General features: G+C 37.6%; 23 protein-coding genes and 1 pseudogene. 5 read left to right on the top strand and 19 right to left on the bottom strand.

Features of this window, described 5'->3' with window-relative positions; translation table 11 throughout:
• Nucleotides 1-94: 94 nt before the first annotated feature.
• From LMF32_RS09455 to LMF32_RS09415, 9 genes are all read right to left on the bottom strand, one after another.
• Nucleotides 95-472 carry a hypothetical protein gene (locus LMF32_RS09455; RefSeq protein ID WP_188204379.1) on the bottom strand — a complete coding sequence of 126 codons (378 nt, stop codon included), beginning with the start codon at nucleotides 470-472 and terminating at the stop codon, nucleotides 95-97.
• Nucleotides 473-474: 2 nt separating this feature from the next.
• A complete protein-coding gene (comGF, locus tag LMF32_RS09450) occupies nucleotides 475-975 on the bottom strand; it encodes a competence type IV pilus minor pilin ComGF (RefSeq protein WP_188204378.1) in 501 nt (166 codons plus the stop codon).
• On the bottom strand, nucleotides 911-1,258 hold the full coding sequence (locus tag LMF32_RS09445) for a hypothetical protein (RefSeq protein ID WP_188204377.1): 348 nt from the start codon (nucleotides 1,256-1,258) through the stop codon (nucleotides 911-913). Before LMF32_RS09445 ends, comGF begins: the two co-directional genes overlap by 65 nt.
• Nucleotides 1,245-1,682, bottom strand: a complete 438-nt coding sequence (comGD, locus tag LMF32_RS09440) for a competence type IV pilus minor pilin ComGD (protein WP_230524583.1) — start codon at nucleotides 1,680-1,682, stop codon at nucleotides 1,245-1,247. Before comGD ends, LMF32_RS09445 begins: the two co-directional genes overlap by 14 nt.
• Before the next feature lie 14 nt (nucleotides 1,683-1,696).
• Nucleotides 1,697-2,026, bottom strand: a complete 330-nt coding sequence (gene comGC, locus LMF32_RS09435) for a competence type IV pilus major pilin ComGC (RefSeq protein ID WP_230524582.1) — start codon at nucleotides 2,024-2,026, stop codon at nucleotides 1,697-1,699.
• The gene (gene comGB, locus LMF32_RS09430; protein WP_188204374.1) at nucleotides 2,023-3,093 is read right to left on the bottom strand and encodes a competence type IV pilus assembly protein ComGB; all 1,071 of its coding nucleotides are present in this window, start codon (nucleotides 3,091-3,093) and stop codon (nucleotides 2,023-2,025) included. The genes comGC and comGB overlap by 4 nt, the downstream gene beginning before the upstream one ends.
• Nucleotides 3,047-4,102 carry a competence type IV pilus ATPase ComGA gene (gene comGA / locus LMF32_RS09425; protein ID WP_230524580.1) on the bottom strand — a complete coding sequence of 352 codons (1,056 nt, stop codon included), beginning with the start codon at nucleotides 4,100-4,102 and terminating at the stop codon, nucleotides 3,047-3,049. The genes comGB and comGA overlap by 47 nt, the downstream gene beginning before the upstream one ends.
• Nucleotides 4,103-4,243: 141 nt before the next feature.
• On the bottom strand, nucleotides 4,244-4,969 hold the full coding sequence (locus tag LMF32_RS09420; protein ID WP_230524579.1) for a YebC/PmpR family DNA-binding transcriptional regulator: 726 nt from the start codon (nucleotides 4,967-4,969) through the stop codon (nucleotides 4,244-4,246).
• A 110-nt stretch (nucleotides 4,970-5,079) separates the two neighbouring features.
• A complete protein-coding gene (locus tag LMF32_RS09415; RefSeq protein WP_230524578.1) occupies nucleotides 5,080-5,601 on the bottom strand; it encodes a VanZ family protein in 522 nt (173 codons plus the stop codon).
• 133 nt (nucleotides 5,602-5,734) lie between these two features.
• Here LMF32_RS09415 and LMF32_RS09410 point away from each other — a divergent pair, with 133 nt between their 5' ends.
• Nucleotides 5,735-7,546 (top strand): M3 family oligoendopeptidase, encoded by a 1,812-nt coding sequence (locus tag LMF32_RS09410; protein WP_230524577.1) that lies wholly within the window; start codon nucleotides 5,735-5,737, stop codon nucleotides 7,544-7,546.
• A 26-nt stretch (nucleotides 7,547-7,572) separates the two neighbouring features.
• The gene (locus LMF32_RS09405) at nucleotides 7,573-9,387 is read left to right on the top strand and encodes a M3 family oligoendopeptidase (protein ID WP_230525103.1); all 1,815 of its coding nucleotides are present in this window, start codon (nucleotides 7,573-7,575) and stop codon (nucleotides 9,385-9,387) included.
• Nucleotides 9,388-9,464: 77 nt separating this feature from the next.
• Here the strand turns inward: LMF32_RS09405 and LMF32_RS09400 are convergent, their stop codons facing one another.
• The 3 genes from LMF32_RS09400 to LMF32_RS09390 form a co-directional block, all read right to left on the bottom strand.
• Entirely contained in the window at nucleotides 9,465-10,370 is a 906-nt protein-coding gene (locus LMF32_RS09400) for a diacylglycerol kinase family protein (RefSeq protein ID WP_230524576.1), read from the bottom strand.
• A gap of 155 nt (nucleotides 10,371-10,525) precedes the next feature.
• Nucleotides 10,526-12,049, bottom strand: a complete 1,524-nt coding sequence (locus LMF32_RS13705; protein ID WP_230524575.1) for a C40 family peptidase — start codon at nucleotides 12,047-12,049, stop codon at nucleotides 10,526-10,528.
• A 199-nt stretch (nucleotides 12,050-12,248) separates the two neighbouring features.
• The gene (locus LMF32_RS09390) at nucleotides 12,249-12,794 is read right to left on the bottom strand and encodes a DNA-3-methyladenine glycosylase I (RefSeq protein WP_230524574.1); all 546 of its coding nucleotides are present in this window, start codon (nucleotides 12,792-12,794) and stop codon (nucleotides 12,249-12,251) included.
• Between the two features lie 267 nt (nucleotides 12,795-13,061).
• Here LMF32_RS09390 and LMF32_RS09385 point away from each other — a divergent pair, with 267 nt between their 5' ends.
• Together LMF32_RS09385 and LMF32_RS09380 are read left to right on the top strand one after the other, a co-directional pair.
• On the top strand, nucleotides 13,062-14,336 hold the full coding sequence (locus LMF32_RS09385) for a transposase (protein WP_230523769.1): 1,275 nt from the start codon (nucleotides 13,062-13,064) through the stop codon (nucleotides 14,334-14,336).
• Between the two features lie 321 nt (nucleotides 14,337-14,657).
• A complete protein-coding gene (locus LMF32_RS09380; RefSeq protein WP_230525102.1) occupies nucleotides 14,658-15,617 on the top strand; it encodes a rhodanese-related sulfurtransferase in 960 nt (319 codons plus the stop codon).
• 93 nt (nucleotides 15,618-15,710) lie between these two features.
• On the opposite strand, the gene LMF32_RS09375 is transcribed toward LMF32_RS09380, so the two are convergent.
• The 6 genes and pseudogenes from LMF32_RS09375 to LMF32_RS09355 all read right to left on the bottom strand — a co-directional run bounded on the left by LMF32_RS09375 (nucleotide 15,711) and on the right by LMF32_RS09355 (nucleotide 20,210).
• Nucleotides 15,711-16,595, bottom strand: coding sequence for a VOC family protein (locus tag LMF32_RS09375; protein WP_092479820.1), 885 nt, complete (start codon nucleotides 16,593-16,595; stop codon nucleotides 15,711-15,713).
• A gap of 59 nt (nucleotides 16,596-16,654) precedes the next feature.
• Nucleotides 16,655-17,034, bottom strand: a pseudogene (locus LMF32_RS09370) (DUF421 domain-containing protein).
• 161 nt (nucleotides 17,035-17,195) lie between these two features.
• Nucleotides 17,196-17,315: a hypothetical protein gene (locus tag LMF32_RS13700; RefSeq protein WP_347401915.1), complete on the bottom strand. Its 120-nt coding sequence runs from the start codon at nucleotides 17,313-17,315 to the stop codon at nucleotides 17,196-17,198.
• Between the two features lie 169 nt (nucleotides 17,316-17,484).
• The gene (locus LMF32_RS09365) at nucleotides 17,485-18,288 is read right to left on the bottom strand and encodes an ATP-binding cassette domain-containing protein (protein WP_092479821.1); all 804 of its coding nucleotides are present in this window, start codon (nucleotides 18,286-18,288) and stop codon (nucleotides 17,485-17,487) included.
• Complete coding sequence (locus LMF32_RS09360; protein WP_188205344.1) at nucleotides 18,288-19,196, bottom strand: ABC transporter permease; 909 nt, start codon at nucleotides 19,194-19,196, stop codon at nucleotides 18,288-18,290. The genes LMF32_RS09365 and LMF32_RS09360 overlap by 1 nt, the downstream gene beginning before the upstream one ends.
• Before the next feature lie 36 nt (nucleotides 19,197-19,232).
• Nucleotides 19,233-20,210, bottom strand: a complete 978-nt coding sequence (locus LMF32_RS09355) for an ABC transporter substrate-binding protein (RefSeq protein WP_230524573.1) — start codon at nucleotides 20,208-20,210, stop codon at nucleotides 19,233-19,235.
• Nucleotides 20,211-20,962: 752 nt separating this feature from the next.
• Here LMF32_RS09355 and LMF32_RS09350 point away from each other — a divergent pair.
• Nucleotides 20,963-23,698, top strand: coding sequence for a transglycosylase domain-containing protein (locus LMF32_RS09350; RefSeq protein WP_230524572.1), 2,736 nt, complete (start codon nucleotides 20,963-20,965; stop codon nucleotides 23,696-23,698).
• A 160-nt stretch (nucleotides 23,699-23,858) separates the two neighbouring features.
• Here the strand turns inward: LMF32_RS09350 and ccpA are convergent, their stop codons facing one another.
• Nucleotides 23,859-24,869: a catabolite control protein A gene (ccpA, locus tag LMF32_RS09345; RefSeq protein ID WP_230524571.1), complete on the bottom strand. Its 1,011-nt coding sequence runs from the start codon at nucleotides 24,867-24,869 to the stop codon at nucleotides 23,859-23,861.
• Between the last annotated feature and the right edge of the window lie 42 nt (nucleotides 24,870-24,911).

The following is a 24,911-nucleotide window of genomic DNA, read 5'->3' as shown; positions in this document are numbered from 1 at the left end:
GTACATCTAATTACAGTATACACCACTTGCATCTTCTAAAAAACCAATACTATGCTCAAAATAAGGTCTGCCAAAAAAATAACTGCCCCTTTAATCAAGGGACAGTTATTTCTTTTTTATCTTCGTCTTGTGCTGTTTCATTTTTTAGAGATGACACAGCTATTTGTTTCACTAAAGAAAATTGATTCGTTGTCACTGCTTCCAACTGGTAATGCATTGAATCAGTTTTAGTGATGTAAACTTTTCCATTATTAAAAGTAATCGTACCCGTTTGAAGCTTTTTTGAGTCCATTGAACGGTCTAGTATTTCCCTTTCTGTGAAAGATAACATGCTTTTGGCTTCGTACATTTCGGTTGTTGCAAGTAGTTGATACATTTGATTTCGATAAATTTGAACGCTTCCCAACAATACTACGACCAATAAAAACACAAAGACCATTATAGATGGCAATATGGCTCCTCTTTCATTCATCGTTAGTTCTCCTTTATATGACCCTTAAGATTGATTTGAGATTGATAGGTTTCTCCATTTAAAAATTCAACTTTGATGATCAAAAAAGTCTGATCTAATTGAAAAGAGAGGGTTCTCAATTCCATCAACATAGGTTGATAGCCCTCATTTCCCACTTTACGAAGAAGTTTTTGAAGTCGTCTTTCGTAGGATACCACTTCTACTTGATCGGTTTTCGGGACAGGCTGATTAAATGTAACCTTCTCATTTTTGACTTCTTTTAATTGATTTTCTTTTAAATCGAATTCAAATTGATTTAGAAATAAATGCCACTCCAATTGTCGATCTGATACTTGCGCCTCTTGGACAGCGTTCAATTGTTTAGCAGCTATGGAAAATAAAGACAAACAAAGTGTGAAAACAAATAAAGCGGCAACGGCTTCAATAAGAGTGAATCCTTTAAGGTCTAGAGGATAGGAGTTCAAGACTCTCCATTTGCAGGTTCCATACTTTTCCTTCTTCATAGACCCAGATTCCTTTCCGTCCATTGACTACTTTTTCGCTGATAGTATAAATTTTTCCATTGGTTTCCCATTCGTCATCAACAATTTCTGTCTCTACTGATTTTTGTATTTGCTCGTATCCGATTCTGGCCATTTCCAATTCATTTTTGGCTGAATGAAGAGTGGTTAACAGATTGACCAATATAGGTAAGTAAATCATCAAGCACGTTGTAATCAGTACCCAAGACAAAATTGCTTCAAATAGTAAAAAGCCTTTTTCATTTATCCGCTTATTCCCACTCATACCGACCACTTCCCATTTGAAACTTGAATACTGCTCTTTTTCCATCAATCGTAAAAGCCATAGAGTCAAGTTCTCGAATATTGCCGCTGCCTCCAAGAAAGTGAAATACCTTTGTCGTACTAAGAGCTGAAACTGATTCCGGGAAAATCAATCTATGATTAAAAGAATGCGAAGGGTTGTCTAACAGACTAAACTTTACGTGTTTGTTTTGTTTAGACAGTTCAATTTTTGTCATTTTCCCTGACAATACAGCATAGTTTTGAGTGGCTGTTACACTGCTTTCCAATTGTTGCTTGAAAAGTTCTCCCTCTGTTGCAGAAATCACATCTCTAGACAGTAAAGGCGGAATGAAGAGTAAGCTGGCAGCAATAGCTAAAACTAATAAGCTTTCCAGCAGTAAAAAACCTTTTTGATTGTTGAGCATGAGCCTACCTCCACTTATTTATCTTTTAGTTCCACTTCTCCTTTAGATACTGTCAAAATAGACTCTGCTTGATCAAATTGGTTTTTACTTAAATAGTTGTCTTTGTGTAATGAACTGAATGTATTCTCATCTGTCAATCCAGCTTCTCCTTCATTCATCGTATACAAATCCAATTGCGTTTGGACTACCGTAACAAATGCTTCGTTCCCTTTTGTATCAATCGACTCTTTATTTTTGGAAATATTAGGAATAATCAACAGCATGATCACTGAAATAACAAACAAAACGATAATCATTTCAATCAATGTAAATCCTTTATCGGATAATTTTTGGACTTTTTTCAAAATGTTTCCCCCTCAAATAAACTATACATCGGCAACAACAGAGCTAAGTAAACACATAAAATAATGAGCGCTATCAGAATAAACATGACGGGTTGAATATAAGATAAATTTTTTTCTATTTTTTCAGTCAGTTGCTGCTTACAGTCTTCTGAATAAACTGCTAGTTCACTGCCTAACTGGCTGGTAGCTTCGCCATGTAAGACGATTAAGCCTAACTCATCAGTAAAAAAAGGAAATTCTTCCATTGATTGCTTAAAATTTTTCCCTTCCATCAGGGATTTTTCTATCCCCAACGCTACTTCCTGCATGAGTTTCGTAGTCGAATTCGTCTGCATCAATTGAATCATTTCATTTAATTGCAAGCCGCTTTTAAACAACTGACTCCACTCGTAACTAAAATAGCTTGTGTAATAGAATCTCATCATTTTTCCAAAGTAAGGAAGCGAGGTCAATGTGACAGCTTTTCTTATAGCAGATTGCTGATGAAGACGGTAATAATAAATTAACCCCATGCTTCCTAAAGTCAGCACACAAAAACCTAATAGATAAGGAAAATATTGAACGAACGATACCGCTAAAAAAGTGATGATGGAATTATTTTTAGTATCGCCTACGCCTAAAGATAATAGGTTAGGCAGCAAAATCATTCGAATAGCCAATACGACCCCGGACATAAACCCTAATAATAAAACGGGATATTGCAACAACTTTGAGAGTTGTTTTTCCTGTCGGCTTTTTTCGCTTAAGTAGTTTCCGCTGGATTGCAACGCTTCGGCAAAGCGACCATGAATCAATGATAAGTATACCTGAGCAGTGATTCGCTCTGGAAACCCTACTTTTTTCAGCATCTCATCGAATCGTTGTCCGCCTTCTAAACCAGTTACAATTGTTTTTATCCAAATTTTTTCTTTTGGCATGATCGTTGCCAAAAATTGCAGAGCCTCTTTCAAAACAAAACCTTCCGAGGTCAACTTTGATAGCTTCAGTAAAAAAGAAGCTTGGATATTATTTTGTTTAGCTTTATGGAATTTGGTATTTTTGACAATTCTCTTCGCTGATATACCCATATGAGGTCGCCTTTCTCAATAAACTATTGAATGTACGATTCAATGTATACGTTTCTCTGTGCCGTCCAATTTGCTCCAACTGCTCTTTCGATAAAACTTCATATAAGGCAGCTCTTTTGTCTGCCATATCATAGTGCGGACAAGATAAGTGGCAATTCCCTTGACACAATGGACAAAATCGAGGGATCAATTTCTGGTAAATGATTCCCAATAGAGATTGATGCAGTTGCTCTTTAGATACCCCCAGTTCCTCCAGTCGAGAAAGGACGCCTAAGGTATTTTTAGCGTGTATACTCGCCATGATCAAATGCCCAGTCAAAGCACCTCGTATAGCCATTTTGGCTGTTTCTTCATCCCTGATCTCTCCAATGATCAATACATCTGGATGATGGCGTAAACTGGAACGCAGCAATGTTGAATAGGAAATACCGGCTTTTTCATTGACTTGGCATTGCAAAAAGCTGGGTTCTTCTATTTCGACGGGATCTTCGACGGTGATAACTTGTTGTTTCTGCCTATGAGAACTTTCTCGTATCAGTTGGTACATTGTTGTTGTCTTCCCTGAACCAACCGGGCCAGAAAATAATAGTAACCCGCTTTTGTATTTGGCTAATCGTTCAATCTCTTGTACTTCTTTTTGAAAAAACGTAGTGGTGCGAAGAGGTTGAATCTTCGCTTGGCTCAATAATCGAATCACCATAGTTTCTTGCGCTCGAAAATTTGTTATGATAGAGAACCGTAGTGCACATACTCCATAATCATTTTTTAAATTTGCTGATCCGCTTTGCGGTTTTCTTCTTTCTCCAACATCCATATTCGAAATGTATTTAAAATAAGAAATCAGCCTTTCCCCTTCGTCTATTTCAATTGATTTATGAAGCACCATGTTGCCTCCGATTCTAAAGTAAATCAAAAACAACTGATCTCCTTCTGGCAAGATATGGATATCACTGACTCCTGTAAAATGGGCTTTTCCTACCATATGCGAAGCAAATTCTTCTACTTCCACTATTCCTTCACTCCTATCCGGTTTCAATTTTTATACTGTTAGTATGTGATACTTGTAATATATGCTCTTTTCCATCACTCTCGTTTTAAAACAAAAAAAAGCTTTACAACTCAAAATTGAGTCGTAAAGCTTAAAAAAATATTACATATCAGCGTTGTGGTAGACTTCTGACACATCGTCATCGTCTTCTAATTTAGAGACTAATTGCTCAAAAATTTCTTTTTTGTCTTCGGGTAATTCAATCAATGTTTGAGGAATCATCGTTACTTCAGCTTGTGCTATCGTGTAACCTTCAGCTTCTAGAGCATCACGTACATCTGCCATATCTGAAGGGTCTGTATAGATTTCAAAAACTGGTTCTGAGGTTTCTAATTCTTCTCCGCCAGCTTCCAATACACTCATCATCATGGTATCTTCGTCTACATCCAAACCTTCGCGTTCAATAGCAATGTACCCTTTGCGGTCAAACATATAGCTTACTGAACCTTTTTCTCCTAATGAACCGCCATTTTTATTGAAAATGGTACGCACATGAGTAGCAGTCCGGTTTAAATTATCGGTCAATGAATGAACCAATACAGCAATTCCATTTGGTCCGTATCCTTCGTAAGATACTTCATCATAGTTTTCGCCTTCTCCTGCAGAAGAAGCCTTTTTGATTGCTCGTTCAACGTTGTCGCTTGGCATATTATTTGATTTAGCTTTATCTAATACCAAACGTAATTGAGGGTTATCGTTGGGGTCAGGACCACCACTCTTTGCAGCCATATAGATCTCTCTAGACAACTTTTGAAAAACTTTCGCACGTTTAGAATCTTGTGCATTTTTACGTCCTTGGATATTGTTCCATTTTGAATGTCCTGCCATCCACAATTCCTCTTTTCGGTTTAATAGTATTTGCTTCAATCAAGCCTTTCTATTCTACCAAAAAAACACTATCACCGCAACATTCTCAAGCAGAAGCAAGACTTCTAGCATTATTTATAAGTCCTTTTTGAGGAATGCTTCTTTTTCCAAACCAATACATATACTAACACCAGTACAACTGCTGTTAACGCTCCTATACTATCTAATACAATATCTTCTAATAGAGGAGTTCTATCTGGTGTCAAGCCTTGATGAAACTCATCGAATGAAGCATAACCAGAAGCCAATAGCCATGACACTAAAGCCGCTAAATAGATTCCGTTTATCCGATCTTTTAATCCTAAAAACCAAAATAAAGCCAGTAAAAAATAAGAGCCAAAATGAGCTGCCTTGCGGAGAAAGAACTCAATAAATGCATTGTATCCGCTAGCTCCTATACTGACCTCGCTTCCTGCATATGTAAACCGGATATGACTCAACAACCCTTTTAAAGGTTCGTTTTTAAGTAAGGTATCGAGAAATCCTGTCATAGACTGGTCCCCGTATGGTTGAGAGGAACTGTAAAATAATATCCCCATCATGACAAAAGCCAACACAATGAATAACGTACTCTTTATCGATTTGTTCATCATTCTCTCCTTCTAGTATGTCATTAATCATTTTATTTTATATTCAATTTACTATTTTACAGGAAATGCATAGATTTTTATAGAGATTAATTCTACAATAAGAGAGTAAGATTAAAATTCAGAAAGGAAGTAATGAATGAAATATAATATAAATTGGGATATGGATTCCGTTTTTCCCGGTGGAAGCACCTCTCCTCAGCTGCAGAAAAAACTCGATACTATGGAAAAACAACTAACAACTTTTTCCGATAACGTTTCTCATTGGAATTGGCAACAAGATTCTCCAACCTACACAGAGTTCGCCGCTATTTTAGAATTGCAGGAAATCCTTTCTTTCGGCTTAAGCGAAGCAGCAACTTTCATTCGTGGATTGATTTCAGCGGATGAAACGGACAAACAAGCTGGAGCAGTCTACGGGAAAATTATGGAAATCAGAAGTTCTTTCTCAACCATTTTAACGATTTTAACTAAAAAAACCGTTGCTGTTCCAAATAAAGAATGGAAAAATTTACTGTCTCAAGCTCCTTTTTCAGAAGTTCGTTTTGTGTTAGATGAAGACCGTACAGCCGGAAAAGATTTACTTAGCGAGGAAGAAGAAGCCCTGATCAACAGCTTATCACTGGATGGCTTTGATGGATGGGGAGATCATTACAATACGATCGTTTCTACCATTGAGATACCTTTTGAAGAAAAAGATGGCTCGAAAACCCTACTTTCAGCAGGACAAGCACAAAATAAAATGGGATCTGATCCTGACGACGCTGTTCGTCAACAGATTTTTGCCGAGTGGGAAAAAGCATGGAGCGAAAAATCTTCTCTGTTTTCGGATACGTTGAATCATTTAGCTGGATTCCGTCTGACGAATTACAAATTACATGGCGTCACTGATTTTATGAAGCGCCCTCTAGAATACAATCGAATGACCGAAGCAACTTTAGATACTATGTGGCAGACTATCAACAAGAATAAGCAGCCCATCGTTGATTACTTAAATCGTAAAGCAGCATTACTAGGTAAAGAAAAGCTCTCTTGGGTCGACATTGAAGCGCCCATCCTTTTAGGCGATTACCAGCCTCAACGCTACCCCTTCGATGAAGGTGCAGACTTTATCGTGGCTAATTTCCGCAAATTCAGCTCAAAAATGGCTGATTTTGCTCAGCATGCTTTTGATAATAGTTGGATCGAAGCAGAAAATCGCAGCGGCAAGCGTCCCGGTGGGTATTGTGCGAACTTGCCCGAATCAGGTGAATCCCGCATTTTTATGACCTACGCAGAATCGCCTAATGAAGTGTCTACTTTAGCTCATGAACTTGGACATGCTTTCCATAGCCATGTCATGAGAGATTTGCCTGCTTTAAACAGAGGTTATGCGATGAATGTGGCAGAAACGGCGTCTACTTTTGCTGAACTAGTCATTTCCGACGCTACTGTACAAGAAGCTCAAAGCGAAGAAGAAAGAATTAATCTTTTGGACAATAAAATTCAACGTTCAGCTACTATGTTCATGAACATCCAAGCTCGTTTCTTATTCGAGTCCCGCTTTTATGAAGAACGTAAAAAAGGGATTGTGACGGAAAACCGTTTAAATGAATTGATGGAAGCCGCTCAAAAAGAAGCTTTTGAAGATAGCTTAAGCAGTTATCATCCTACTTTCTGGGCCAGCAAATTGCACTTTTTCAATACAGGCGTTCCTTTTTACAACTTTCCTTATACATTCGGCTACTTATTCAGTATGGGAATTTACGCAAAATCCATCGAACAAGGAAGCGACTTTGAAGAACAGTACATCGCTCTATTGAAAGATACCGGTTCGATGACAACAGAAAATCTGGCTCTAAAGCATTTAAACGTAGATTTGACCCAACCAGACTTCTGGCAGCATGGAATCAACTTGATTCACCAAGATATCCAAACATTTATGGATATTACACAAAAATACATCAATTAATTAAACCCAATAAGGAGTGTTCAATGATGAAATACAGTTTAACATGGGACTTAGAATCTATTTTTCCTGGGGGAAGTGATTCCGCTGAGTTACAAAAAAAATTAACTTTATTAGACAAACAAGCTGATGAGTTTACTCACCACGCTAAAGAATGGGACTACGATGGAGATAAGCCAAATTATACTGCCTTAGCAGACATGCTGACTCTTCATGACGCATTGATGGATGGTATTTCTCAAACGTATACTTTTGTAGAAGCTCTGCAAGCTGAAAATGTTCACGATAAAAAAACAGGGGCTTTGTTTGGCAAGGTGTCTGCACTGTCCAGTCGTTACAAAACTGCTCAAACTATTTTGACCAAAAAATTTGTGTCTATTCCTGATGAAGAGTGGTCTCAACTAATTGAATTACCTGAATTTTCTCCTATTGCATTCGTTTTAACTGAAACACGCGCTGAAGGAAAAGAACTGCTCAGCGAACAAGAAGAAAAATTGATCAATGATTTAGCAGTAGATGGTTTTGAAGGTTGGAGCAACCACTATGACTCGCTAGTAGCCAAAATCAGTATTCCATTTGAAGAAGAAGATGGTACGATTACTCACCTATCTGCTGGACAAGCTCAAAACAAAATGTATGGAGATCCTGATCCTGCGGTTAGAGAAAAACTTTTCGTCGAATGGGAAAAAGCTTGGCAAGAAAATGCTTCTTTATTTGCTGACACATTAAATCATTTATCAGGTTTTCGTTTGGCAAATTATAAAGCGCATGGTATCTCAGATTACTTGAAGAAACCACTAGCATACAACCGAATGAAAAAAGAAACTTTGGACACTATGTGGAAAGCAATCAGCGACAATAAACAACCGTTTGTAGATTACTTGAATCGTAAAGCTCAGTTGTTCGGCAAAGAGCAGTTAGCTTGGCAAGATATTGAGGCCCCTGTGATCGTCGGGAATGCTCGTCCTAAAAAATATCCTTATGACGAAGGTGCAGAATTTGTATTAGGAAACTTCCGTAAATTCAGCAACAAAATGGCTGATTTTGCTCAGTATGCTTTTGACAACAAATGGATCGAAGTAGAAGATCGTCCTGGAAAAGCACCAGGTGGATATTGCGCGGGGCTTCCTGAAACAAAAGAATCACGTATTTTTATGACATATTCCCAAAGTGCCAACGAAGTTGCGACTTTAGCACATGAGTTAGGACATGCCTTTCATAGTGATGTCATGAAAGACTTGCCGCCTATGAACCAGCAATACGCAATGAATGTAGCTGAAACAGCCTCTACTTTTGCTGAAATGATCGTATCTGATGCCACTGTAAAAGAAGCGAATAGTAAAGAAGAAAAAATTACTTTATTAGATAACAAAATGCAAAATGCCCTTGCTATGTTTATGAACATCCATGCTCGTTTCTTATTTGAAACACGTTTTTACGCTGAACGCCAAAAAGGTATTGTTACAGAAGAGCGCATCTCTGAATTGATGATTGAGGCACAGAATGAAGCCTTCCAAGGTACACTGAGCAACAACCACCCTACTTTCTGGGCCAGCAAATTGCATTTTTACATTTCAGATGTCTCTTTCTACAACTTCCCGTATACTTTTGGCTACTTGTTCAGTTTGGGTATTTACAACCGCTCTCTAGAAGAAGGTGCAGGTTTTGAAGACAAATACATCGAGTTGCTTCAAGATACAGGTCGTATGACAACCGAAGATCTGGCACAGAAGCATTTGAATGTTGACTTGACTCAGCCTGACTTCTGGGAAGCCGGGATCTCCCTTGTGAGAAAAGATGTAGAAGCATTCCTTAAACTGACAGAAGAATATATCACTAAATAAAACAGTAAAACACCCTTATCTAAAGAGCCAGGCTAAACGCCTTTTGGTGCTTCTTTAATAAGGGTGTTTTGTTTTATTTATTCATTATCTGCTTTTTTAGGAACCAATACGGTCAAATGTTGCGGCAATACCTTTAAGGTTAACGGTAGTTTATCTCCTTCATCGCCGTCCACATTTGCTGTCATCTCTTCAACCCCTTGAACTTCAATAGATCCAAGAGTGAATTTTCGATAAAGAATCTTTTCGTCATCTACTGCTTTTCCCGTAAAAATTTTGGGAATAATATTCAATTTATCTATGATTGCTGAACCTTTTAACGCAATCAAATGCAAATAACCATCGTCTATTTCAGCTTTTGGCAGCAACTTTTCGAAGCCGCCCACGGAACTGGTCAATGCGATCAGCACCAATATAGAATCTTGTGTGATTTTCTCGCCATCTACTACAATGTCAAAAGTATGTGACTCATAATTAGCTAAAGCTTTCGTTCCTTCTAAAAAATACGCTAAAGGTCCTAGTTTTGTTTTTTGTTCTACATCTACTTCTTGGACAGCTGTAGGAATCGTTCCGAGTGCAACGACATTTGCAAAGTAATGATCATTTACTTTTCCAATATCCAATTTTTTTTCTTCCAAAGAGTCTAAATGAGCTATCGCCTCTTTAGGATCCATTGGAATACCTAACGAACGCGCTAAATCGTTCACTGTTCCTAGTGGAACGAAACTAAAATCTGGACGGTATTCTTGTTCAGCTAAACCGCTGATAGTTTCGTTTACTGTTCCATCTCCTCCCATTGCAAACACGGCAGCTATTCCTTGTTCAGCAGCTGCTTTAGCAAACGCGGTAGCGTCTCCGCCTTTCTCAGTATATTTAACAGTAACCTTGTCATACATTTCAGCTAATTTTTCTTCTGCGGCACTGGATAAAGCTCCTGCTTGTTCAGTGCCGGAAGAAGGATTAACAATCAATAGTGCTTCTCTCATTTTCTTCACCTCATCGGTATGTATTATCATTTCTTCTTTCTATAGTTTACTGAATTTCAACCATTATTCATACTAAAACACCTTTACATGCAAAAGACCCTAAAGCAGATTTAGAAGTCTGCTTTAGGGTCTTTAAATTGATTAGCTAATCAAAATTAATATCTACCATAGTATACTGAGAAATCACCCCAGTAAGGATGAGATTTGAAGTTGCTGACATGTCCTGGACCAGTACTTGATTGTGATCCGACCATACCGCCGTTACCAGTATAGATAGCTACGTGGAAGATTCCACTTGTATTTTTATTATTACTAAAGAACACTAAGTCGCCTGGTTGAGGGCTAGATACTTTAGATGAATTATTATATTGCGCACGTGAATTACGATCCAGTTTTTTTCCAGCTTTCTCAAAAACATATCTTGTGAATCCTGAACAGTCAAATCCCTTGGTTGTATTCCCTCCAAAATCATATGGAATACCTTTTCCAGTCAAGCTATTAGCTACTTGTAAAACACTTCCGCTGGAAACGACTGGTTTTGATTCATTTTTCTTCGCTGCTTCTGCTGCTTTTTTAGCCGCAGCTTTTTTAGCTGCAGCTTTTTCTGCCGCTGCTTTTGCTTCTTTAGCTTTTTGTTCTTTAGCTGCTTTTTCTTTAGCAGCGTTCGAACTGTTATTAGAACCAGCGTTGTTATTAGTTGGTGCAGGCGTTTCAGTCGGAGCTGAAGGTGCTGTTGTCTGTGCCGGTTCAGAAGATTCAGGTGCTGGTGTTGCAGCAACTGAATCGGACTCTTCTTGAACTGAAGCAACTTCAATACTTTCTTCACTGCTTTCTTGAGAACTCTCTGTTACAGCGGAAATTTGAGTTTCTTCTTCAGTTTCTGCAGCAATTTGAGCTTGCTCTAATAATTCTGCTTCAGCTTCTGCTTCGGCTTGAACACTTGTGTATTCAGCAACCTGTTGTTCAGCTTCTGCTTTTTGAGCTAAGAAAGTTGAAATATCTTCTTCTGTAGTTGCTTTTTCAATTGCTAACTGGGCTACAATGACTTCTTTTTCCAGTAATTGTTTGTCCATTTCAGTACGAGTTTGTTCTAGTTCCATAGCAATAGCATTTTGTTGATTGATTTTTTGTTCTGTTTGTTCTGATTTTTCAACAACAGCATTTTGATCTGCCACTTGTTCTTGAACTAACGTTTTATTGGCTTTCACTAAGTCTGTTACAACATCGATTCTTCCAATCACATCAGCTACTGATTCTGATTCCAAGATAAAATCTATGTAATTTTGACTAAAACCGCTTGTCTGAACTGTACGAGCTTGATCTTTTAATTGCTCATTTCGTTCAGCTATTTTTTCTTCTAATACTTTGATTTCCTCTTGCAATTGTTTCATGTCTGCTTGAGCTTTTTCAATTTCTTTAGCTAAAGCTGCTGTTTTTTCTTCATTATTTTTGATTTCATTTGAAATAGTTTTTAACTCAGTTTCAGTTGTAGATACTTGAGATTCAATTTGATTTAGTTGATTGCTTTTTTCGTCGATCAATGTTTGAGTACTTTCGGCTTGTTGTTGAGCTTCTTCAATTTGCGTAGTGTAATCTTCTGCAGATACTTGAGTAGGTAATATAAGGGAACTGAATGTCATGGTTCCTAATAAGGCGATAGCTACAAATTTCTTTTTCACGGAATCTTTCCCTCTAACAATAGTTTTACTTTCAAAAGTCAGTTTTTCTCTTAACGACAGATGAAGTATAGCATACGGAGTATATCAAAAAGGTATCGGTAATATTACAGAATGATTAACAGAACACTTGTTGATTTTCGTTCACAAACTACTTTTAAATTAATCACTTATTTAACTTTTTAGTTGCTTTTTCTTTGACTTATTTGAACGAACAATCATTATGATGATCATTGATTAAACCTGCAGCTTGCATGTAGGCGTAGCAAACTGTTGGTCCCACAAAGGAAAAGCCTCTTTTCTTTAATTCTTTAGATAGTTTTTGTGATGATTCATTTTGTGAAGGAACATCTTTTTCATTTATTATATTGTGAACAATTGGTGTCTTTTTAGTAAACGACCACAAATAATCGGCGAAAGAACCAAATTCTTTTTGTATTTCAATAAACGCTGACGCATTTGTAACAATTGACTTAATCTTGAGCCGATTTCTGATGATACCTGGATTTTTCATTAGTTCTTCTTGCTTCTCAAGAGTGTAATATTTTATTTTTTCTTCATCAAATCCATCTAACGCTTCGCGATAGTTTTCTCTTTTTTTCAGAACTGTCTCCCAACTCAATCCTGCTTGCATAGTTTCAAGGATCAGTAATTCAAATAATTTTTTATCATCAAATAGTGGTTTCCCCCATTCTTTATCATGATAGTCTTTTAACAAATCTGTTTTTGCCCAAGAACATCGCTTCATTTTATCCTCTCCTTTTAGTTTGTCTATTATAGGTCAATTTTGAATAAATCACGTTGTTGGCGAGCCCATGGGGCTCTAGGGCTGTAAATGTGGTTAAAATAAAAATCGTCAATAAGAAAGACTGCTGTATCAGCATTTTCTTATTGGCGATTTATCATTTTTGATATTTTGCGACTAACTAAAAAAGATAAGAGAAAAAGTGCCTCAAACTACTGAAACAGTAGTAAAATATGGTTATCAGACTCATATAAGGAGGTCACTTTTTCCATGAATAGAATAACACAATTATCATTATTTGAAAACCATGAATTAGGCGATTTAGAAAAGTTGAATGATGTATTAACTGCATTACCGGATGAAAACCTGTTAACTGCATTAGAAGAAGAACGCGGAAAGGGCAGAAATGATTATCCAGTTCATACCATGTGGCGTGCTTTCGTAGCTAGCTTTGTCTTTCAACATCGCTCTGTCGCTTCTTTGATTCGAGAGTTGAAGCGGAATAGCCAACTCAGAGAACTATGCGGATTTCAACCTCATTTTTCGCGCTCACAAAAAGGAAAGTATAGGGTTCAACTAGCTCCCACAGAAGCTGCTTTTTCTCGATTTTTAAAAAAGTTACTGCTCCATCAACACCTATTAGATGAGATGTTTACTGAATTGGTCACTAATTTATATGAAACACTGGATGGATTTGGGCAAACTTTAGCTTTAGATGGAAAAATTATCCCTTCTTATGCTACAAAACCAAATAAAAAAGTAGAATATGATGGCAGAAGAGATACTGAAGCAGATTTCACACTAAAACAATATACCACTACGACAGCCAATGGCGAGAAGATAACAAAGAAGAAAACATGGTTTGGTTATCGACTTCATTTAATCGTTGATGCAAATTATGAATTGCCTGTAGCCTACGAAGTGACTAAAGCATCTGAAGGCGAACCGACGGTCGCAAAAAGACTGATCAAACATTTTTCTACCTCACAAGCGAAACAGTGTGACTATCTTCTAGCTGACAGAGGATATGATGGAGCTCCATTATTAAGTCTCATTGAATCTAAAGAAATAATCCCTATTATTGATATTAAAAACCAGTGGGATAAAGATACGCTAACCAAACAATATCGAGATACAGATTTGATTTATACGTATAACGGAGCGGTTTCCTATGTCGATGGAAAAGGAAATGAGATAAAGCTAGCGTATAAGGGATATGATAAGAAAACAGATTCTTTACGTTATGGATTTAAACCTCAATATCAGGATAACCGGCTTTTCAGAATAAAATGTGAAGAAGACAGACGTATATTTAACAAAGTCGCTAGGGATAGTTTTAAGTTCAAACGAATCTACAAAAAGCGAACCTCTATTGAGCGAGTAAATGGACGAATCGATCGAGATTACCTATTTGAGAATCATACGATACGAGGAAAAAAGAAACTGAATCTTTTTGTGACAATGACTTTTCTCATTATGTTAGCCTTTGCGAAAGATAAGATCAGTAAAAACCATCTAGCTCATCTAACTGCTTGGGTAGCTTAATTTTTTAAAAAATTAGAAGGGATAGCTTATTTGGCGTGCGCAAAAATAAAAGCAGAGTTAAAAAACAGACGCTTTTTTTACACAAACCATGGAATGAACTGACTACTTTTCGCTATTTTACAAATAATGAAGCCTATGGCTTATTTCTATGCTAGTTATTTTCACAAAAAATGGTACAACGTAATTTATTCATTTTTTAAGAATCTTGATTTTGTTTTACCGCTTGGTGTATAATACATTGTTAGTATAGCAATCTTAAGTAGGCACAAACGTATTTGCCTGCTGTTTAGTGAACATTTTGGAGGTTATAAAAAGATGACTATGGATTATCGAGTATTATTGTACTACAAATATACTACTATAAAAGAACCAGAAGAATTTAGACGTCAACACTTAGGTTTTTGCAAAGATCTTGGCTTAAAAGGCAGAATCTTGGTTTCTGAAGAAGGCATTAACGGAACCGTTTCAGGAACAATCGAAGCTACACAGAAATACATGGATGCAATGCATGCTGATGAACGTTTCTCAGATATGATTTTTAAAATTGACCCCGCAGAAGGTCATGCGTTCAAAAAAATGTTCGTTCGCTACCGCCCGGAAATCGTTTCGTTGAACCTTGAAGACGATGTTGACCCGAATGAAACTACAGGTAAATATTTAGATCCTAAAGAATTCCGCGAAGCATTATTAGATGAGAACACTGTTGTCATCGATGCTCGTAACGATTACGAATACGATTTAGGACATTTTAGAGGGGCTGTACGTCCAGAAATCAAAAATTTCCGCGAGTTGCCTGAATGGATCCGCGAAAACAAAGAGAAATTCATGGACAAAAAAGTTGTCACCTATTGTACAGGTGGAATTCGTTGTGAGAAGTTTTCAGGTTGGTTATTAAAAGAAGGATTTGAAGACGTTGCTCAACTTCATGGCGGTATCCATACTTATGGAACAGACCCTGAAGTACAAGGCGAATTATGGGACGGAAAAATGTATGTTTTTGATGAACGTATCAGTGTTCCAATCAATCGTAAAGAGCATGTTGTCATTGGAAAAGACTGGTTCGACGGTACTCCTTGCGAACGTTATGTGAACTGTGGAGACCCTAAATGCAACCGTCAAATTTTGACATCACCAGAAAATGAACACAAGTATTTACGCGGCTGTTCTCATGAATGTCGTGTCTCACCAGAAAATCGTTATGTAAAACAACATCATTTAAGCCGTGAAGAAGTTGCAGAACGTTTAGCGGTTATTGGCGAAGAAATGCCTCAAACAGTTTAAGACAACAATAAAAACAGCAGATCCTCTATTGAACTGCCCCTGTCAAGTAGACAGAGAGCCGTTCAATAAAGGGCTTGCTGTTTTTTTATTATTTCAATCTTTTTCATAAGCTGCACGCAATGCAGCTATGTCCAATTTTTTCATTTTAAGGAAAGCTTTTGTTACACGCTCTTTCCTCTTTTCATCATCGGTTGCTAACAAATCATCCAACACAACCGGAGTAATTTGCCATGAAACACCGTAATAGTCTTTCAACCACCCACACTCCTCAGCTTCTGGGACAGCAGACAGTTTTTTCCATAAAAAATCGATTTCTTCTCGAGTATCACATTGAACCAAGAACGAAAATGCTTCGTTGAAGACAAATCCATAGTCTATGTTGCTGTCCATTGCTGAAAATAGTTGACCATTCAAAGTAAATAGAGCATATTGCAGCATATCAGGTGAATTAGGATCCGACTCTTCTTCATAATAAACTACTTTATCCACCTGACTATTTTCAAAAAGCAGTGTATAAAATTCTATCGCTTCTTTTGCTTTACCCACTTGCTGACCCGAAAATAATAATTGCGGAACGATTTTCCCTGCAGTTGTCTCCTCTTCTGTCCAAAGCAACTGCCAAGATACACCATATCGATCATTTAACCATCCATATTGTCCGCTGAAAGGATATTCCCCTACTTCCATCAAGATACTTCCATCAACCTTTAAGATTTCCCACAAATACAAGACTTCTTCTTTTGACGAACAATAAACCCTCAGTGAAATTGCTGGGGTCATTTGAAAGTCAGGACCGGCCGAGATAAACCTAAATTCTTGTCCTTTTAACGTTATGGCCACAACATCAGCTGTCCCGCTTGGTGTATCGTGTATCTGGGCAATAGATTGGATTCTGGATTGTTCAAACACCGAAGTGTAAAATTCAGCTGCTTCAACAGCTTCTTTATCAAACCATAAATGTGGAATAATTGCTTTCATAAAATTCCTCCAGTAAAACTTTTATTTGGTCCAAAACCTGTCAGTAGCTAATAATAAATCTATCCATCAATACGAAGTTGAACGTTTATTTCCTTTGAATAAGGAACGATATACAACCCTTCTTTCTTAGACCATTCAGCATAAACAAGGTCTGTTGGCTTCTCATACCCTTTTTTCCTGATTTCTTCTAATAACCATTCTTCTGTTTTTCCAATACTTTCTAAAGCTTTCACCTCTACTCTGCCCTCATCAATCAATAAAACAGCCAGGGTGGAGTTTACTTCTTCATTACACTGACTTCTCCACTGGTTTCTAATATGACGTATTTTGCTTCTTTTAAAGAAAAACAATTTCGCGCTCTCAACACCGATCGTAGTTGTTCTAATTCTATATGATTTTTAGCTAGCTCTTTCGTGTTCAACTGCCCGTCCTGAACCAATATACTCGGAATTCCCTTTAATACTTGACTGGAACGATGCTGCTTTTGAACAACTAATTCGATGATGTAGATCAAGATTCCCCAGAAACCTAACGCAAAGATTATATGCCCTACATGGATAGCTTGATCCTAAATCGCAACTTCTACGATCCCACCTAAGATTAATGTGTAATCAAGTCATATGGCGTTACTTCAGCCATTGTCTTTTTACCCAATACTCTCATGACCAATAGCAATCCGATCAATCCAACAAATAATTCAAGCCCGATTGTAAGAAACATGTCATTCCTCCTCTTGTTCCTTGCAACTGATAATGATTTCTTACCTTCTCTTTTCATTGTAGAATGTTTCAACAAAAAAAACACATCACACGATTATGAAAATAAAAAAATACCCTTTGTTCAGACGACATGTCTTAAACAAAGGATATTTAATAGATCGAATTCACCGTCAGCTTAAAATCAAAGCATCATCGTTCAACATTGTTCCGCTATTTTTATGAAAGAGTTCCAACAGTTCAGGTATCGTCAGTTGCTCTTTTTCTTCCCCTGAAATATCGACTACGATATTCCCTTCACTCAACATAATGAGTCTGTTCCCATATTGAATGGCTTGTTCCATATTATGAGTGATCATCATGGCAGTTAAGTTTTCTTCTTGAACGATTTTTTCTGTCAAATCTAAAACCATCTGACTGGTTTTTGGATCTAGAGCTGCAGTATGTTCATCCAACAATAATAATTTAGGCGTAACTAATGAAGCCATTAAAAGCGTCACAGCTTGTCTTTGTCCTCCAGATAATAACCCGATTTCCATCTTCATTCTATCTTCTAATCCTAATCCCAACCTCTTTAAGGATTCTTTAAAAATTTTACGTTGATCATCTTTCACTCCAGATGTCAATCCGCGTTTTTTCCCCCGTTTCAAGGCTACTGCTAAATTTTCTTCGATAGTTAGTCTGGATGCCGTTCCCATACGCGGATCTTGAAAGACACGACCAATGTCTTTAGCTCTTTTTACAGTAGGCAGTTTAGTAATATTTTTTCCTTCTAGCAAGATTTCTCCCTCATCTACAGCAAAGCTGCCTGCAATACTATTCATCAAGGTTGATTTGCCAGCCCCATTTCCACCAATGATCGTAATGAAGTCTCCTTCATAAATTGTTAAATCCAAACCTTTCAACACATGATTTTCATTCACCGTTCCGATTTCAAAACTTTTATGGATTTGCTTCATTTCTAATACTGGTTTCATCATATCAATGAAGCTCCTTTCTCGTTTGTTTGGTTGAGTTTCTTTTTGCGCTTGTTAGGCAGTTTGACTAGTGGAGAAGCTAGCGCAACTGTCAATAATATGGCAGAAAAGACTTTTAAATCTTGTGGATCGACATTCAGTTCTAATACTAGAGACAACATCAATCGGTATAAAACAGCTCCAACCACAATCGTCATCAAGCGCTTTGCAAATGTCAAATGACGGAAAATAACCTCACCTATGACAATAGAAGCTAAAGCGATTACGATGGTACCAATACCACTGCTGATATCCGCAAAACCATTATCTTGAGCGATCAGTCCGCCAGACATAGCGATCAATCCATTACACAACATATAAGAAATGATTTCCATTTTGTCGGTGTTGATTCCATTTGCCTCACTCATTTCTGGGTTGTCTCCAGCAGATCGAATAGCTAGTCCAGTTTCTGTATTGTAAAACAATTTCAAACTTATGATCACTAAAGAAATAATGAGAGCTCCAACGAGTAAAGTAGAAAGGTTCGATTCAATGCCCCATGATTCTGCAGTCTCCATCAAGGTGCGTTCCCCTAATAAATTGACGTTCGCTTTCCCCATGATCCTTAAATTAATAGAATACAGTCCGGTCATGGTGATGATCCCAGAAATAAGAGAAGGGATCTTCAATTTCGTATGCAGCAGTGCAGAAATCATTCCAGCAGCCATACCGCTTACTAATGCTGCTGTCGTTGCGATCCAAGGAGAGACACCGTTCACGATCAAAGTAGCCGCAATGGCTGCTCCTAAAGGAAAACTTCCTTCTGCTGTTAAATCTGTTATTTTCAGGATACGGAAGTTTAAATAGACTCCAATTGCCATTACTGACCACAATAATCCTTGAGATGTGCTTGATAATAAAATATCCATTTTTACCTCTCCTTTATTTCATAGTGTTGCTGTTTTTTATTCCGGCAATACGATATCGTCTGGATCAATTCCTAAAGCTTCAGCCATTTCTTCATTGATGACTAGTTCCAAGCTGTCAGATGTCTCAACCGAGATATCTTCTGGTTTTTTGTTTTCTTCAATGATTTGAAGAGCCATTTTGGCGGTTTGGCGGCCTAAGTCTTCATAATTGATTCCGTAAGTTGCTAAGCCTCCTGCTTCTACTTGTTCAGCAGAACCTGCTACAACAGGCAATTGGTATTCCATAGCTATCTTACCCACTGTTGCTGCTGTACTGGCTAGGGTATTGTCTGTTGGAATATATAATCCATCAACGTCTTGGGCTAAAGTAGTCAGAACTTGCTGGACATCATTGGTAGAAGAAACCGTTAAGGCTTCTACCGTCACACCGCTCGCTTCAATAGCTTCGATGGCTAAGTTTGCTTGTATTTCAGAGTTAGGTTCTCCCGCGTTATAAATAAGGCCAATTTTTTCTGCATCTGGTACTAAAGACAATAAAAGTGCAATTTGTTCTTCGATTGGTACCATATCACTTGTTCCAGTGACGTTCCCACCTGGAGATTCGTTGCTTTCCACCAAACCTGCATCTTCTGCATCCGTTACTGCTGTAAAGAGGATAGGATCTTCTTTGGTTTCATTGGCCAAAGATTGTGCAGCTGGCGTTGCGATTGATAAGATAACGTCGTTTTCACCTGCTAATTGTTGGCTCATGCTTTGAAGATTTGCTTGATCGCCTTGAGCATTTTGATAATCTACCGTCAGATTTTCTCCATCTACGTAACCGGCATCCTCTAATTCTGCTAGGAACCCTTCACGAGCTGAAGTCAGAGATTCGTGTTCCATGAATTGTAATACTCCCACATTGATAGATCCGTCTTGTGAAGACTCTGCTGAACCGCAAGCCGCCAACACCATTCCCGATAGTAAAGCTATTCCACCTAAAGCCATTTTTTTCAATTGATTTTTAGTCGCCATTTTCATTTCCTCCTCATTTTTTGTTCATAAATTGAATACCTTATCGACCTAATCTAAGAGCCTCCTTCTATAGCTAGATAATAAAAAGCGCCTCATTAGATGATAAAAATCTAATGAGGCGCGAATCTTATTGATTATTGATTGATTTTAGCAGCCGCTTAGATTTTTTCATCTACGCGGCTGGTTGAAAACAGTACAAAGTACTTTAGCCATCATAGACGCAAACTTGGTTATTGTTTGCATCCATAATGTTGATATGTCTACAAACACCGTCTAAAGTAGCTAAAGTAAAAGTTATTCAAATTTGTGGGTTCTTGTCTTATTCCTGTTTTCATTAAGAATCACTCACTATCTAAATTTGATATTGCTAGTATAATGTAAATATGATGAGAATGTCAACAAAAAGATTAAAATAATTTCATACTACTCTTTCTTTAGATGTTGAGTTTCACAGAATCATTCAAATTTGAACGTTTCTTTTCAAAAATAAATCTTTTTTATCAACTCTTTCGTTCTGCTCCTAATAAAAATGTTCTTTTATTTCTTTATTTGGTATAATTAGCAAAGCCATATGGAAGATACAATTAACTCCTCATTAACGGATGTGTACTTCCATTTTTTTATTATTTATGATAAAAACTTTACTTTAAAGATTATGAGGTGATTTAAATTTGAACGATTCAGATAACAAGGACGGGCGCTCACTGTGGAAAAAGGTCTCACAGTATGGTAAATCTGTCTATCAGAACAGTATGAGTTTTATAAATTCAAGTCGAGAAAAAATAGCTGGTAAAAATCGTGTAGAAGAGGATACTCTTGCAGCCGAGACTCCAGACAATCATGGAGTGGATGAAGCAACTGGACTTTCTTCTGATAACATCGACGAACGTAAAGAACCCAGAACAGGTTTCAGCAAATTTCTTTTCGGATTTAATGTCGCTTATAACGTGATCAAAAACTTAGTCATTATCTTTTCTCTTATCCTATTGATCGGTGGAGCATTTGCTGGAGGTGCAGGTGTTGGTTTGTTTGCTTCTTTAGTCTCTGGTCAAACCCCTCCTTCTTATGAAGATATGCAAGTCGCGATCGGAAACGTGGAGCAAACTTCTACAATGTATTACGCAAATGGAGAAACAATCAGTGATTTTCGTTCAGATTTAAAACGAACAACGATTTCTTTAGATGACATATCAGAATATGTTATTAATGGGGTTATTGCGACAGAAGATGAATACTTCTGGGAACATCCAGGAGTTGTACCTAAAGCAGTCCTTCGCGCAGTTGTTCAACAACTAACAGGATCTGTTCAAACTTCAGGTGGATCCACGTTGACTCAACAACTGATCAAACAGCAAATCTTGTCTCCTGAAGTAACTTTTGAACGTAAAGTAAATGAAATATTGATTGCTTTTAGAGTCGAAAATTACTTCTCTAAAGAAGAAATCTTGCAAGCTTATTTAAATGTTTCTCCTTTTGGAAGAAATAGTCTAGGCCAAAATATCGCTGGTGTCCAAGAAGCTGCAACTGGAATTTTTGGCGTAAATGCAAAAGATTTGACTCTTCCTCAAGCTGCTTTCATTGCAGGTCTTCCTCAAAACCCGATTACTTATAGCCCTTATACTGGATCAGGTCAGGTAAAAGAAGACCAGACAAGCGGATTAAGCAGAAAAAATGAAGTGTTGTTCCGTATGTTCCGAGAAGGCTATATCACTGAAGAAGAATATGCATCAGCTCGAGATTATGATCTGACACAAGATTTTATTTTGCGACAAGAAAATGAGCAAGATACAAATTCCTTTGCGTATGATGCTGTTGAAACGGAAGCACGTTTGATTTTAATGAAGTTGTTGTATGAATCTGATGGAATAACCAAAGAAGATATTGACGCTGATCCTAATCTCTATACTCGTTATTACGAAAGAGCAGATGACGATTTGCGGTTAAATGGTTATAAAGTCTACTCTACTATAGATAAAACCATTCACAATGCTTTAGAACAAGTAGCATCCGAATATGGTCCTGGCATGGGACGAACGAAGAAGGCGCCTGCGGTTTACGACCCTTCAACCGGGGAATACATCCAACCTATGGAAGAAGACCCTGAAACAGGTGAATCTGTTCCTAAAATGGTTGAAATCCAAGTCGGTTCTTCATTGGTTGATAACGCGAGCGGCCGGATCATTGCATTTGTCGGCGGTACGAATTACCAAGACAATATGCTGAATCACGGTTTGTATGTAGAAAGACAGCCTGGTTCAACGATAAAACCCGTTTTAGTCTATGCTCCAGCTTTGGAAGAAGGATTGATCACACCAGCCAGTATGGTATCTGACTCTCGTTTGTTCGTACCGAACTGGGTGAATGGGAGAATTGAAGGACATGAAGTTACGAACGTAGGAAATGTTTATTCAGATAAAAATGTATCTGCTCGAGAATCGTTAGTCAATTCAATGAATATCCCTACCTCTCGTATTTATTTACAAATGATGGAAAATGGATCGACTCCTGGTAACTTCTTACCTTTAATGGGTATTGGAGCGGATGCTGTACATCCTGATGAATATAAAAATGCTGCCTTAGCTTTAGGCGGTACTGGTCATCAAGAAGTTAACGAAGAAGGCGAAGTTGTGGGCATGATCTATGGTCCAACTGTTTTAGAAATGACGAGTGCGTACACGATGTTGGCAAATCAAGGTGTTCATGCTGATCCTTTCATGATTGAACGCATTGAAAACAGTGATGGCGAAGTCATCTACCAACATGAATCTGAGACAACTAAAGTCTTTACTCCTGAAACAGCTTATATGACAGTCGATATCTTAAGAGATGTCATGGAAAACAGCACTGTTGGGGGAACTACAGATCAATTGAACTTTTCAGCAGATATTGCTGGTAAAACAGGTACAACGAACGCTCAAGAAGATATCTGGTTTATTGGTATGACGCCTACTATTACGTTAAGCTCATGGATAGGATATGATGTAGACCAAATTTCTATAGACACAGAAAACGGCGTTCACCCTAGTAAGAGAAATTTGAATTTTTGGGCAAGATTGATGAACGCTGTTTATGAGAAAAACCCCACTTTAGTAGGGTCTGATAAAAACTTTACCCGACCAGAAGGAATCGTCGAAGAAGAAGTTTTGGCTGAAACAGGTATGAAACCTGGTGAAATCACCGTGCCTTCAGATGCTGTAGAAAAAGCTAAAGAATCTGAGTTGCAATATGCTGATTTTGAAGAAAGAAAACCAAACGTTTCTCCTTCTAGATGGTTGCCTGATGGTGCTAAAGTTTCTATTTCAGGTGATATGAAAAAAGAGATTTTTGCAAAAGATAAAGTTCCTGGAACTACCGTTTACGATTTCTTGATCGGAAGCCCTCCTCACATTCAAAATAGTTTTTGGAAATCGAAGGCTGGATCTGGCGCTAGTGCTAAGGCAAAAGAGAACAATGAAAACAAAGAAGAAGAAAATGCTGACGAGGACTAAACAACTTCTCTTAGCAAAAAAAGGTTCATTGGGTTCTGTACCTAATGAACCTTTTTTGTGTCTATTTTATTTTTAAACAATCCCAACTCCTTTAGATTGAAATAAAAAAGAATCCTTGCCTACTCTTATTGATGAGTAGACAAGGATTCTTTAGTTTAGATTAATCTTCTGACCGTGTTGTTCCTCTATGCGCAACATGATAAGGCAAGATAATCGTTTTTTCGTCTGTTTCTTCTTTATTCATCAACTTAGTCAACAATCTCATCGCTACCGCACCGATATCATATAACGGTTGAGTGATCGTACTTAATTTAGGACGAGTCATTTCAGTTAATTTAGAGTTATTGGTTGTCACGATTTCGAACTCTTCAGGAACTTTGACACCTCTGTCTACCGCTCCGTTTAGGATGCCTACTGCTAATTCATCATCACCAACAAATGCTGCTGTAGCTCCAGATTCTGCTAATTTAGTGAACAACTCTTCTCCACTTGTGAAACTATATTCTGATTCAAAAATCAAGCTTTCATCAAATTCCATCGAAGCTTTTTCTAAAGCATCTTTATAACCAGCTAAACGGTAAATCCCATTGATAGGATCCGCTTGCGGTCCTGATACAAAAGCGATTCTTTCATTTCCAGATTTAATCAACTCAGCAACCACTTCTTCTACTGCATTTCTATAATCCACGTTTACACTGCCTACTTGTTCATCAGGATCTACAGTTCCTGCTAAAACTACTGGAGTTTTAGAACGAGAAAATTCAGCTCTCATATCATCTGTGATTTTATGCCCCATGTAAATAATACCGTCTACTTGTTTTGCAAGTAATGTATTTAATACTTGGATTTCTTTTACATCGTTTTGATCAGAGTTGGCTAAAATGATATTGTATTTGTACATACTTGCAATATCATCGATCCCTCTTGCTAAAGATGCAAAGTATAAGTTGGTTACATCTGGGATGATAACTCCCACTGTAGTCGTTTTTTTACTTGCCAATCCACGTGCTACTGCGTTTGGACGGTAATCTAAACGATCAATAACGTCCAACACTTTTTTACGAGTAGTTGGTTTTACATTAGGATTGCCGTTTACAACACGAGATACTGTAGCCATTGAAACGTTTGCTTCACGTGCAACATCATAAATCGTAATAGTCTGTTTTTCCATTTTTTAATAGCTCCTTTAAAGTCATGTCGTTCATTTTTAACC

Source organism: Desemzia sp. C1 (assembly GCF_020882875.1).
In the GTDB taxonomy this organism is placed as follows: Bacteria; Bacillota; Bacilli; order Lactobacillales; family Carnobacteriaceae; genus Desemzia; species Desemzia incerta.
This window is presented reverse-complemented; position numbering and strand designations above follow the sequence as displayed.